The organism is Rothia aerolata (genome assembly GCF_014635585.1).
Taxonomy (GTDB): Bacteria; Actinomycetota; Actinomycetes; order Actinomycetales; family Micrococcaceae; genus Rothia; species Rothia aerolata.
Map to the genome: position 1 here is coordinate 1,226,049 of NZ_BMDC01000001.1, position 12,536 is coordinate 1,238,584.

The 12,536-nt window shown below is 52.6% G+C and carries 10 protein-coding genes and 2 pseudogenes; 3 read left to right on the plus strand and 9 right to left on the minus strand.

Annotated features, from left to right (window positions below):
• Positions 1-43: 43 nt before the first annotated feature.
• Positions 44-496 (minus strand): MarR family winged helix-turn-helix transcriptional regulator, encoded by a 453-nt coding sequence (locus IEV00_RS05510; RefSeq protein ID WP_188359263.1) that lies wholly within the window; start codon positions 494-496, stop codon positions 44-46.
• Between the two features lie 153 nt (positions 497-649).
• Between IEV00_RS05510 and IEV00_RS05515 the strand changes: the two genes are divergently transcribed.
• Positions 650-1,600: an ABC-2 transporter permease gene (locus tag IEV00_RS05515; protein WP_188359264.1), complete on the plus strand. Its 951-nt coding sequence runs from the start codon at positions 650-652 to the stop codon at positions 1,598-1,600.
• A gap of 368 nt (positions 1,601-1,968) precedes the next feature.
• Here IEV00_RS05515 and IEV00_RS05520 read toward each other — a convergent pair.
• Positions 1,969-2,134 (minus strand): annotated as a pseudogene (locus IEV00_RS05520) (SDR family oxidoreductase); the annotation flags it as partial.
• Between the two features lie 250 nt (positions 2,135-2,384).
• Here IEV00_RS05520 and IEV00_RS05525 point away from each other — a divergent pair.
• A pseudogene (locus IEV00_RS05525) lies at positions 2,385-2,789 on the plus strand (IclR family transcriptional regulator); the annotation flags it as partial.
• Between the two features lie 126 nt (positions 2,790-2,915).
• Here IEV00_RS05525 and IEV00_RS11245 read toward each other — a convergent pair.
• The 7 genes from IEV00_RS11245 to IEV00_RS05555 form a co-directional block, all read right to left on the minus strand.
• Positions 2,916-3,188 (minus strand): hypothetical protein, encoded by a 273-nt coding sequence (locus IEV00_RS11245; RefSeq protein WP_373868232.1) that lies wholly within the window; start codon positions 3,186-3,188, stop codon positions 2,916-2,918.
• Between the two features lie 115 nt (positions 3,189-3,303).
• The gene (locus tag IEV00_RS05530) at positions 3,304-5,907 is read right to left on the minus strand and encodes a DEAD/DEAH box helicase (RefSeq protein WP_188359266.1); all 2,604 of its coding nucleotides are present in this window, start codon (positions 5,905-5,907) and stop codon (positions 3,304-3,306) included.
• Positions 5,907-7,754, minus strand: coding sequence for a site-specific DNA-methyltransferase (locus IEV00_RS05535; RefSeq protein ID WP_188359267.1), 1,848 nt, complete (start codon positions 7,752-7,754; stop codon positions 5,907-5,909). Before IEV00_RS05535 ends, IEV00_RS05530 begins: the two co-directional genes overlap by 1 nt.
• A gap of 314 nt (positions 7,755-8,068) precedes the next feature.
• Positions 8,069-8,539 carry a hypothetical protein gene (locus IEV00_RS05540; protein ID WP_188359268.1) on the minus strand — a complete coding sequence of 157 codons (471 nt, stop codon included), beginning with the start codon at positions 8,537-8,539 and terminating at the stop codon, positions 8,069-8,071.
• A 282-nt stretch (positions 8,540-8,821) separates the two neighbouring features.
• On the minus strand, positions 8,822-10,450 hold the full coding sequence (groL, locus tag IEV00_RS05545) for a chaperonin GroEL (RefSeq protein ID WP_188359269.1): 1,629 nt from the start codon (positions 10,448-10,450) through the stop codon (positions 8,822-8,824).
• 410 nt (positions 10,451-10,860) lie between these two features.
• The gene (locus tag IEV00_RS05550; RefSeq protein ID WP_188359270.1) at positions 10,861-11,424 is read right to left on the minus strand and encodes a LytR C-terminal domain-containing protein; all 564 of its coding nucleotides are present in this window, start codon (positions 11,422-11,424) and stop codon (positions 10,861-10,863) included.
• Positions 11,425-11,520: 96 nt separating this feature from the next.
• Positions 11,521-11,754 carry a DUF3263 domain-containing protein gene (locus IEV00_RS05555; RefSeq protein ID WP_188359271.1) on the minus strand — a complete coding sequence of 78 codons (234 nt, stop codon included), beginning with the start codon at positions 11,752-11,754 and terminating at the stop codon, positions 11,521-11,523.
• An 88-nt stretch (positions 11,755-11,842) separates the two neighbouring features.
• Here IEV00_RS05555 and IEV00_RS05560 point away from each other — a divergent pair, with 88 nt between their 5' ends.
• Positions 11,843-12,523 carry a uracil-DNA glycosylase gene (locus IEV00_RS05560; protein WP_188359483.1) on the plus strand — a complete coding sequence of 227 codons (681 nt, stop codon included), beginning with the start codon at positions 11,843-11,845 and terminating at the stop codon, positions 12,521-12,523.
• The last annotated feature ends 13 nt before the right edge of the window (positions 12,524-12,536 follow it).

Genomic DNA, 12,536 nt, shown 5'->3' on the forward strand with positions numbered 1-12,536 from the left:
GCATCACTATTACATCTCTGAGCAAAATCGGGGCGTGAGAGAACTACGTAGTCTGGAGTAACACTTTCAGCTCCCGCACCGCTTCGAGGAGCCTTGTCTGGTCTTTTAGGGGAAAGTGCTGATTGATATTAGAGGTCAGGGTAGCCATGTGCCGCTCCCTCTCCTCAGCCAGGGAGGCCCTGCCCAAGTCGGTAACGGCCAGGCGGTGGGCCCGCCTGTCCCGGTCATCAGAGGTTCGAGAAATCATCTCTTTGGTGAGCAACTCAACCACCCATGGGCGCATGGACTGCGGGGCCATGCGGTACTGCCTGGCAAGCTCAGCCGTGGTGATCCCGGGATTTTCGTAGACGGAGAAAAGAACAGAGACCGCCATCATCGAAAGGGCGGTTGAGGGGTTTTGTTCCTGGCGGAGAGCCCTACTCAGACCCAGGGAGAACTCCGCCAGCTCTCGTGCCAAATCTGCCGTGGTAGCGTCGTCGGGCTTGTTCTTGCTCATGAGATTCTCCTCAAATTTAAGGTATTTTTGACCAAAATAAACAGGTAGCCTGCTAATATCGCCGTTATGACCTCTCTCCATTCCTCTTCTGACAAGCTACCGCTCAGTGCGTTTCTAAACCATCTATTACCCACTATATTGATGGGTCTGTTTATGACAGTCACCTATCTGGCAGGTTTTCACCAGCCCGAGCCGCACCACGTTCCGGTTGCGGTGGTGGACCAAACCCCAGAAGCCACTCAGGCTGCCGATCAGATACAGACTGCCCTGGGCGACCAGGTAGATGTGAAGGTCTACCCCTCAGAGACCCTGGCTGAAGACGCCATTGAGCGCATGGAGGTCGCCGGCGCCTATGTTCCAGGCGAGTCCGAAGGCGAACTTCTGACAGCACCGGCCTATTCAGAGACCCTCAACGGCGTGGTGGTACGAATCTTCTCTGCCGTTTCAGAAAAGGCCAACGTTCCCATGACCACCCGCGAAGTGGTGTCTCTCGATGAGTACGACAGTGCGGGCCAGAACAGCTTCTTCTTCCTGGTGGTTCTCAGCGTTTCTGCCTATTCACTGGGCATTGCTATTGCGGTGGCCGGTAATTCCTACTCCTACCGCCGCCGTCTAGCCCTGATGGTTCCCCTGGGCCTGTTGCTCGCAACCGTAGATTTTCTTTTCGCCCGCTTTGTCATGCAGATGTTCCAAGGCCACGAGTGGGCAATCTGGCTGGTTGCCGCTATCTATGTGCAGATTGTTCTGTCAGTGACCATTGGCCTGCATCCCCTGGTGCGGCGCTGGAGTACCCTGACCTTCTCGGCAATTTTCGTGGCGCTGAACTTTACTTCAAGCGGCGGAGTATTCGAGCCTGTTCTACAGCCCGCCTTCTTTGGCTGGCTCCACAACTTCTGGGTGGGCTCAGGCTTTATTCAGACCATCCGCCAGATTCAGTACTTCCCCGATGCTGGGTCAGGCCCGGGCTTCGGCATTCTAGCCGGCTGGATGATTCTGGCCGTGGTGGTGCTCCTGCTGGGCGCAGCCTGGGAGAAGACCCACGCCCTCAAGCGCCAGCTCCTTTCCTACCGCGCAGCCATGCTGGAAGAAGACGTGGCGGTTTAGCGGGTTGCAACCAGTAAGGTCCCTCTCTGACCAGCTACAGCTAATCGGAGAGGGATCTTACTAGTTATAAATCCGTGCACTGAAGGTTGGGCTTTGCGCGGTTACCTAAGCAGAAGTCTTGCGAATAACACTCACAACCACAGCCCCATACGCTGCGTGAGGAATAGCATCGCTCAGCCAGCCTTGAAGGCCACAGACCTTGGGGTCAGAAACCCCGGTCAGAGCCATCGGAATATCCGAGGCTGCCGCCCCTAGCCGCGGGTAAACATATAGAGATATGTAACAGGGATTGCGTCATACCAGGACTGCCCACCCGTGCCACGTATTTCAAGGCAACTTTCCCCCCCTCCTGCAAACAAGCTTCCCTACTATCCAATGGGACGAAGCCGGAGTACCTATACTCCCATCCACGGCTAGAGCCACTCCTGAAGTCGACCCATTATGCGGAGAAGCGAGATAAGCTACAGCTTGAGCAACTTCATTCGGCTCTACAAGGCGCCCATGAGGCTGACGAGCCTCAAGGGCAGATCTTTCATGAGTTTGCAGAAACAGATGGAAACGGCAACTATCTACCGGGGCGAGCAGCGCTGACCTAGGCCAGCAAGGTGTTTAAAAGATTGATACCTCTTCGTATGCCCAGCCACTGATGCGTGAAGCAGCATTTGCGACAGACTGTCAAGTTCATTTGGGCGCTGATAACCATACCGAGGCTCTATATATAGGCGTCGAGCGGGCTCCTAAACCGTACTATATGCCTTCAAAAATTTGAGGTAGGTTAAGTCTCCATTCCACAAGCATTGGCAAAACATTGCTTGCCTACAGATGTCTCCCACTCGTAGAATCATATTTGGATTCACACCCTTTAACTCGACTCACTCCCAACACCATCGTTGATAAGAAGCGACTGATTAATGAGCTTGAAGACGTTAGAGAAAAGGTGTATGCAATTGATGATGAGGAGAATGTTCCTGGCATTAGATGCATAGCTGCCCCCATTTGTAACTACCTGGGACAAGTTACGCATGCAGTTAGTTTCTCAGTTCTGACGTTGGAAAAGACATGGTCTGATCTTGAGGGGATGGCGCCAATGGTCATTGAAGTTGCAACAAAAATTTCGCAAAAATTAGATGGTACTTCAATTGGAGGAATCTATGGGCCTGAACATAAACAATCCACAGAACGAGACTGACTTATATAGAAATCTCTATCCTCTTCAGGCATTGTAAATTCTTAGATTAAACCAGGCTAGGAAGCTTATTTAAAAATTCCTCAGTTTACCCCTGTCTTATGGCTATTGGCTAGAGACAACCAGCACCTAAGTCAGCGGAACCTCATTGTGCCGTTGCTGTTTCCGCGAAAAGTCGAGCACATCGCCGATGAACGCTGCAAAGGTTGCGAGCGCAGCAAATAGACCAACACTAACAGGGCCTGGGGATTTAGAGTCAGCCACCGCGAAAAGTGAAGTCACAAACGTGCCAGTCGCAAGTGTAGTGCATACGATGAGAATCCGCTTTCGCGCGATTTCATAGTTCGTATACCTCGGAGCCGCCTTTTCATGGGTCTCGTATGTATATCGCAGACGATTCACAGTATCGGCAAAGTTGGCAATGAGGAATGAATCATGCTTCTTACTCTCCGACCGATCATTCGCCGTCTTCAAACCCCTATCCTTTGTTTCCAAGATAATGATCGCCTAAAGCGCATTACAGCGAATTGCTGACAGGCTGTGTGAAAGCTTTAAGGTCTTCCCAAGAGTCTGCACGATCTATATCTTGTTCGTAGGCAATAAGGTAGCCCCAGTGCTGATTCTCATAGGTATCTTCAGCAGCTAATCGTTGTACAAGAGTCTCTGCTGCTTTTCGTTTAGCCTGCACTTTAATGTCATCGCGCCCACGCTCGTCTTTACCTTCAATGATCCAGTAGACACCGCTAGCATCAAGGGCAACGAAATCAGGAAAATATCGGTCTTTAGCGTTGTAGTACACAAATGCATTATTATGCGAATGCAATCTGTGCCACCACACGATACCAGGTGAGGTATTCAATAAACGTGCAAGCTGGTATTCACCGGTATAAGAATCAAACGATTCCTCAGCAAACAGCGACTTAAACCACCCACGATATACCTGACCGCGAACAAACTGTTCACGAGAATCAATCTGATCATGTACCTTCTTACCTAAAGGCAGAACATACCCTTCACCAGGTAAAGGCTTTGGCCGAATGCTTGGCACTTCACGCGTAGAACGCAGGGTTTCCGCTGTGTAAGTCTGTATCAGTTTGTGTAATTCAACGCGTGCTGAGTCAAGTGATTTTACTGTCCAACCAGTAAAGTTCACAGACTGCATAAATTTCGGTACAAGGAAAGTTCCTACATAACGAGCAGTCTGTTCTGTTTTAGGAACCAAGGGCATATTCATCACAAGTTTGACGAGCGCCTCTTTAGCACTGGCATCATCAACCTGGACTGAATCTACCTCTGCACTTTCACGGTCCTCTGCTCGCAGTTTTTTACCGAGCGCAGCAATAATCTCTTTGCGTAGCAATACATCACCGGTAGAGGTAACTCGCCGAGCAGCCTGTTCTATCTGGCTAACACCAATCTCTGAAAGATCGATAGGAGGTTGTTGCACGGTAATTGAGGTTACCGGGAACTGATAAGTCACATCAGCGAAAGCAGGGTTTCTCTCAATTGAAACTAATTCCCATGATTGTTCCTGTTCGGTATCAGAGGTGGAATCAGTAATTGCGCGTACACCAATGCCGGGAAACACCTCACCATTTTCATTACCGATAGAAACTGCACTTGTTTGGCTTCCAGAGTCACCCATGTTGGCGTTTGGACTAGTAGTACCGGGAAGTTCTGAGCCCCGTTCTTCTTGCTGATGGGAATCATCTGTAGAACCTGAGGCCATGCCAGTTCCTACAGCAGAATTCTCTGCCGCTCTGCGAATAGCATCTTCAGCTTGAGCCTTATCAGGTTCTGCAACCGCTTCCTCCAGTCCAAATTGTTGAAGAACGTTCTCTGAATTAAGTAGTTCAGTGAAAGATTGGTGAGCAATAATATCGAGCTGATCAATCTGCCACACACCAGTGTAACGGCCAAAGGGTAGACGGAGACCACGGCCCATTGTCTGTTGGGTGAGCACCTCAGAAGCCATAGCTCGCAGAGTCACAACAACTGCAATATTCTTAACGTCCCAACCTTCTTTAAGTTTGTTCACACTTACTACAGCAAACACCGGTGAATCTGGTAGGTCAAGTTCGTTCAGCTTACGTTGTGTAGCTTCATCTTCGTGTTTTGAATCCACCTGCAAAACGGCTTCGTCATTTCCAAAATACTCGGGAGTACGAAGAAGCCCAGCAACCTGAGTCGCATGATCAACGTCGGAGCAGACCACGAATACAACTGCATTAAGACGATTGCAGTTTTGGCTTGCTGCATAAGAATCGTAATATGTCTGCTTGATTGAACGTAGCTGCAAGGCATCGCGCAATTGCTGTTCTTCTGATGCTACATCTGTGCCGTACCCAGTCTTGCGAAAAGCTAGAACTGGTGCTTTAACGTATTTATCCTGAATAGCACGGTAAAGCGGGTACTCATAAATTACATGGTCAGTCTTCTTATTCACCGAAGCCGTTAAACCAATAGCTGCTGCCGGGTTTAACTCTTTTAGAGCTGCGTTGAATGCTACTGCGCTCGAGCCGTACAAGTGAGATTCATCTGCGATGACAACCAGATCATCCAGATTTTTAAGATAGTCAAACAGAACTCCGGCATTTTCATCAAACCGTCGTGGCTTACGACGGATTGCATCTTGGGTTCCACCTCGGGTATCGCCATCAGCGTCCTTGGGCGCAATGAGTTGCTGAATATTGAAAATAAATGCCAAGGCTGGTACTTCCCTACCAAATGCCAGCCTGTCGGCTCCATTTTGTCGAGCTACCCAAGCTGAGTAATCTTGCGGCGTAACGACCTCGGGCGGAACAGCCGAACCGGTGATGTATCGAGCTGAGCCCGGTGTAAAGTTCTGTACCGTTTTGGTTTGAACTGTTTTACCCGGGGTCACGATAACAACGTTTCCTACCCCTTGACGACGCAGATACTCCACGAAAGCGGCCATGAGGTATGTCTTGCCAACGCCCGTGGCAAGGTTAAGTACCTGCATTACAGATGGGTCATAATCACCGTCAAGAGTAAAGATTAACCGGCGAAGTGCTTCTTTATTAGGAGCTCGCAAATCAAATTCAGAGCTAATGGACTCCAACATATCGGAGTCAAAGCTGATGTTAAGTCTAGTATTCATTACTCGTCACCGTCTTTGCTGTAGCTAAATACACCGTCTGGCAGGGATACTACTCGGGAACCTTTCACTACACGGCGCAGGTGCTGACGTACGCCATCCATCACAGTGGTAGCAGCCAGAACAATCGTCTCACCGGGCTGAATGTGGTTTACCAGCGAGTCCACCACATCAGTAGTTGCAACTCCCTCAATAACTTTCAATAGAGCATTTCCACGCCGAGCGTCGAACGTATGGTCATCCTCAGAGTGCAATAGCGAAAAACCAAGATTAGCAGCTACTGACTCCACCAGAGTCTGCCCGGTAGCTTCAGAAGTTAACATGACACGGTTTAGATCTGGGCTGTAGTCAAAGCAAGAAGGTGACAGGTGTGCAACCTGGAACCCACCGCCGCCGCGCCAGTTAATAACTTCCTTGGTACGTTTAGTCTTTGATGCAACTTTGAGCGCTTTGATTCGAGGGTCTTTCTTCGCCTCTGGGTCATTTGCAATAAGCTTATTCAGCACAGAAGTGAATTTAGCGGCATCATCCGCTGAAACGCCTTCGGGTAACTCAACATTATCGGCCGCGACACGCTCACCTTTAGTTCGAGTGATTCCACCGGAGTCTTGGTCGTTCACAACTTTCTCTAAACGAGCTTTAGTGAATCGGTTGAAGGTATCTTCTACCAGCTCGCAGGTTACCCAGCGGCGCCCCATTTTCTGAGCTACTGCGGCAGTAGTGCCAGAGCCTGCGAAAACGTCAAGAACGATGTCACCGGGGTTAGAGCCAATGTGAATGATGCGTTCGAGTAGACGTTCGGGTTTAGGGGTGGAAAAAGCAGCCTTGTTGGGAAACAAAGCTTGAATCTCGCGTTTTGCTGTATCTGTTGTACCAACTTCCAACGCTGTCCATAGCGTATGAGGAACCAGACCGCCTTGCACCTCTAAAAGAAACTTTTTGAGGCGTGGACCTGCTTTACCATCAGCACCAAACCAGATTCTGTTATCGACTATTAGCTCATTGTATCTAGGTTCAGTAAATCTCCACACAGAACCTACAGGAGGTTCTAGCTCTAAGCCGGCAGGAGTTCTGAGCCTATATCTTTGCGACCATCTTTCATTTTCGGCAGGGTTAAACTGTGCAGTAAAAGGAACAGAAGTCCAAGGGCCACGGGGATCGTTATCCGGGTTTATGTACCCTTCTGATCCATCTCTCATAAGAAGATTACGGCTCCGTGACCAGTCGCCTCTCTTTTTGGTGTAAACGAGTATAAAATCTGTTGAAACCGAAACTACCGAACGATTCTCTCGGGTTGTTCTCTTCTCCCAGATAACTTCACACATAAAGTTACCGACACCGAATACTTCATCCATGAGTACCCGCATTCGGTGGTTTTCTACATCATCTAGGTGCACCCAGATCGACCCATCGTCTGAAAGTAGCTTCTTCATATGTAGCAGACGGTCGCGCATCATGGTCAGCCATACAGAATGTTCCAAATTATCTTCATAATTAGCAAAGGTCTGTGCGGTATTGAAGGGCGGGTCAATGTAAATAAGCTTCACCTTGCCCACATATTTTTCAGCAAGCTCGGGCACTCGAGTAAGTGCTTCAAGAACATCACCTGACTCACCGAGAATCAGCAGATTATCATCCTGTGGCTCAAGGTCAGCACGCTCAGAATAAGAAAACTCTTCAGTCTTCTCAGACTGCACACCTTCAACAAAATCGTCATAAACCAAAGTATGAGTTTCGCAGTAACGAGGGTCAGAAGGATCAACCCACGTATAGCCATACTTCCCGGACTCGATAGGTATTAGAGCTTTATCTTTGTTGTACCAGGTAAGTTGAAGACGTTGCTGAGCCATGCTTTAAGTATTTCCATTTCTATCCAAGCTCGCAGAACGGAGTTGGAGTGATGCAAGATTTTTAGAAATAACTTTACCTCCCCACAGGATAAAGTTGCTCCCGTTTTGTAGGTTCCTTCGGAACGTCATGAGCGGACAAAGTTAAAAGAAAAGACAACGTTCCTCAACCCTTCGCAAATCCAAAGATTCGTGCGAAGCTGAGGAGCGCCATCCTCAAATCGACTCAGTCAATTACATCATGCCGACAGGTGTCGGACCCATGCCTGCGGCACGGGTTAACACCGACAGGGCGTTTAACCGTGCAGAGAAGCCCCTCAAAGAGTCTTGCGAATAACACCCGCAACTACAGCCCCATAAACAGCATGCGGAATAGCATCGCTCAGCCAGCCTTTAAGGCCCCAGGTCTTAGGATCAGAAACCCCGGTCAAAGCCATCGGAATATCCGAGGCCGCCGTTGCTGCCGCTCCGACCAGCAGAGACTCCGCCGCAAAAGGAAGACGACCGGCCATGCCCGAGGCCGAGTGCAAAACACCAACCCCGGTGCCCACAGCAATGCCGAGTAAAGCGCCGAGGGCTTCAAGGCGGTTCTCCCGGGTTTCCTCATCACCGGGCATCTCGATTCCGCCCAGTTCCAGCGTCTTCTCAGCCATGCGGGCAGGAACGTCGCTCGCCCCGCGACCGCGCGTGAGCATATCGAGATAGGTGACGGTGTTCAGGGCGGTAACACCTGCGGCTCCGGCAAGCGCACCCCTGGTTAGACGATGAAAAATACTTTGATGAGACATGTTTTCCTCTCCTCGCTTCTTAGTACGGAAATACGGGGTATACCCGTTAAGGCTCATCATATCGCCCCTGTCTAGCCCCACCGCGAGGGGTCACATATCATTCAAAATACGCCCAAAAACAGCCATTTTGTGAACGATATGTGCCCCCTCGCGGAAGCTCTATGGAGAAAAGTACACGCTCATTCTTACAAGGACGACGCTCCCCCACCCCGCACGAACCCGAAAGTTCACGCGAAGCCGAGGAGCGCCGTCCTATCAAAAAGCACCTCGATGGTGTGCTCGCTACATCATGCCGCCCATGCCAGGGTCCATGCCTGCGGCGGGGTTAGCACCGGCGGGCTCGGGCTTGTCAGCCACAACAGCCTCGGTGGTCAGGAACAGGCCTGCAATGGAACCAGCGTTCTGCAGGGCAGAGCGGGTTACCTTCACGGGGTCGTTGATACCCGCTGCCATGAGGTCTTCGTACTCACCGGTTGCTGCGTTCAGACCGGTGCCCACGGGCAGCTCGCGAACCTTAGAAGCAACAACACCGGGCTCCAGGCCAGCGTTGAAAGCAATCTGCTTCAGGGGAGCGTCAATAGCAACCTTCACGATGTTTGCACCGGTTGCCTCGTCGCCCTCGAGGGAAAGGTTCTCGAAAGCCTTAGCGCCAGCCTGAATCAGGGCAACGCCACCACCGGCGACAATGCCCTCTTCAACGGCAGCCTTAGCGTTACGCACGGCGTCCTCAATACGGTGCTTGCGCTCCTTGAGCTCAACCTCGGTTGCCGCACCGGCCTTGAGCACTGCAACGCCGCCTGCCAGCTTAGCCAGGCGCTCCTGCAGCTTCTCGCGGTCGTAGTCGGAATCCGAGTTAGCGATTTCGCCACGAATCTGAGCCACGCGACCCTCGATAGCTGCGGCATCGCCAGCGCCCTCGATGATGGTGGTTTCGTCCTTGGTCACAACAACCTTGCGAGCCTGGCCCAGCAGGTCGATGGTTGCCTGATCCAGAGACAGGCCAACCTCTTCGGTGATAACCTGGCCGCCGGTCAGAATAGCAATATCAGCCATCTGAGCCTTGCGACGGTCACCGAAGCCGGGAGCCTTAACAGCTACAGACTTGATAGAGCCGCGCATCTTGTTCAGAACCAGCAGAGCCAGAGCCTCGCCCTCGACGTCCTCAGCAATGATCAGCAGGGGCTTACCCGACTGCATGACCTTCTCAAGAACGGGAACGAGATCCTTAACGTTGGAAATCTTGGAGTTCGCTACCAGAATGTAGGGATCCTCCAGAACAGCTTCCTGGCGGTCGGGGTCGGTCACGAAGTAGCCGGAGAGGAAGCCCTTGTCGAAGCGCATACCCTCGGTCAGTTCGAGTTCCAGGCCAAAGGTGTTGGACTCCTCAACGGTGATAACACCTTCCTTGCCGACCTTCTCCATTGCCTCGGCAATGAGCTTACCGATTTCCTGGTCGCCAGCAGAGATAGATGCGGTTGCGGCAATCTCTTCTTCGGTCTCAACTTCCTTAGCGGACTTCAGCAGTTCAGCGGTAACAGCCTCAACTGCCTTCTCAATGCCGCGCTTCAGGGAGAGGGGGTCAGCTCCGGCTGCAACGTTACGCAGGCCTTCGCGAACCAGTGCCTGAGCCAGAACGGTTGCGGTAGTGGTGCCGTCGCCAGCGACGTCGTCGGTCTTCTTAGCAACTTCCTTAACCAGTTCTGCGCCGATCTTCTCGTAAGGATCTTCGAGTTCGATTTCCTTAGCGATAGAGACGCCGTCGTTGGTGATGGTGGGTGCGCCCCATGCCTTCTCCAGAACAACGTTGCGACCGCGGGGGCCCAGGGTTACCTTGACAGCATCTGCCAGGGTGTTCAGACCCTTTTCGAGACCGCGGCGTGCTTCTTCATCAAAAGCAATCAGCTTTGCCATGTTGTGCTTAATCCCTCCTGGACTAAGAATTCCTTTTCTTTCAGCTGTGCCCGCGACGGACGACGCTCCACCGACTCGCGCTCTTCACGAGGGCGGGGCGCCTCACGGCTGAAAGTACATTGTTTCTCTTTCAGTGGGCCGCTAAATCTAGCACTGCGATTTAGCAGTTAGACACTGAGAGTGCTAACACCAATCTTGGCACTTGTTCTAGGAGAGCGCAAACCTTTTACAGGAGATTGACAGGCTTAATCGCCCTCAGCGCACAGGGAGGAAGGATGGAAGGATGCCGACTCCACCAACTGGCATCGGGATGTAGCGCAGCGGGTGCGAGCCTGCGAGCACACAAGAGCAAGCGAAATCGCAGAGCGGGCGTTTAAGGGAGGTTGGGGGAGTCGGCATCCTGGCAGCACTTATTCCGCTGCCAACCCACTCGGGCTTGCTCCCCCGGTGTAGTCGGGGCCCAGCACAATGTAGAGGTTGGCGGAGGCCTCGGGGTCTGAGTCGATGAGTTCAATGCTGAGCTGGTCTGCCAGCTCGCTGGCCTCGTTCACGTAGCCGTTGGAGTAGAAGACCATCGATTGGCTCAGCGGCACACCCTGCCAGTTGGCGGCTGCGGTTACCTGATAGCCCGCGTCTTCCAGCTGCTGTTCAACTTCGGCGGCTGCGCCGGGATAGGCGCCGCCGTTGTAGATTTCGACGTTCACTTCAGCGGGGTCGCGGAGTTCGCGGGGTGTGGGTGAGGACGACGCACTGGTTGAGCTCTCGGCGTTCGTTGAGGAGGCGTCGGGGGCGAGGGTGCGCGGCTGGAAAATAAACATGAGGGCACCAATGAGCAGGGCCAGCCCGCCAAAGGTCAAAATTCCGATGAAACCCCGCGGAGAGGCCTTGGGATCTTCTACTTTTCCCCGGTAGGCACCGCGACGTTGAGAGTCTTCGGGAACGTCGTCAAATTCATCGTGGGGGAAGGAGTTCACGGAGGCTACCTCTCGGGGTTAATCAGCGGGGAGGAAATCTTCATCCTCTAGGGTACACAGTTGGGCGCGGGAGTCTCGCCGGTTTAAAGGAAGAATCTAGGCATGGTCGCGGTGTTCGCGCAGGCGCCGGGTCAGGGCCGGTTCCACAGCGATGATTCTCGGGTTATCAATCATGGTGTTGAGTCGCTGGTAGTAGGCAATGGGGCTGAGGCCCAGCTCGGTGCGGATAGCCTGTTCTTTGGCGCCGGGGTACTTCCAGCGGCGCTTTTCGATGGAGATAATGCCGGTTTCGAGGTCGTCCAGCAGACCTTCTGCGGGTTCTTCAGACATTGCCCTCCTCAGATACAGCAGATTTTCTTCTCTTCGATAGCCTAGTCTTAGTAGAGACTTTTGAAAGCCACCAACCCGTGTGAGGTGTATTGTGCCCGCTCAGCCCCTAACCGAGATTATGGCCCCTGACTGGGCTGAAGCTCTTACCCCGGTCGAAAGTAATATTCGGGCCATGGGGAATTTTCTGCGGGAGGAGCACCGCGCTGGGCGCCAGACCCTGCCGCCCGCCCACGATATTTTCAACGCCTTTAAAGAACCGATGGAAAACGTCAAGGTGCTCATCATCGGTCAGGATCCCTACCCCACTCCCGGCCACGCTATGGGTCTTTCTTTCTCGGTCAAGCCCGATGTTCGCCCCATTCCCCGCTCCCTGCAAAATATCTATAAGGAGCTCCAGTCAGACTTGAACATTCCGACTCCCGAGCACGGGGATCTTTCGCAGTGGAGCCGCCAGGGCGTCATGCTCATGAACAGGGTGCTCTCGGTGGGCACGGGGGACGCCGGCTCCCACCGGAACCTGGGCTGGGAGACAATTACCAGCTGCGCCATTCAGGCACTGGCTGCCCGCAATCAGCCCCTGGTGGGTATTCTCTGGGGGCGGGACGCCCGCAATGCCAAGTCCCTGCTGGGCAACTACCCCTGCGTTGAGTCTGCCCACCCCTCGCCCCTCTCCGCTTCGCGGGGTTTCTTCGGCTCCCGACCCTTCTCCCGGGCTAATGAGCTTCTGGTGCAGCAGGGTGTCACGCCGGTCAACTGGCAGCTGGCCTAGGGGTAGGACGACG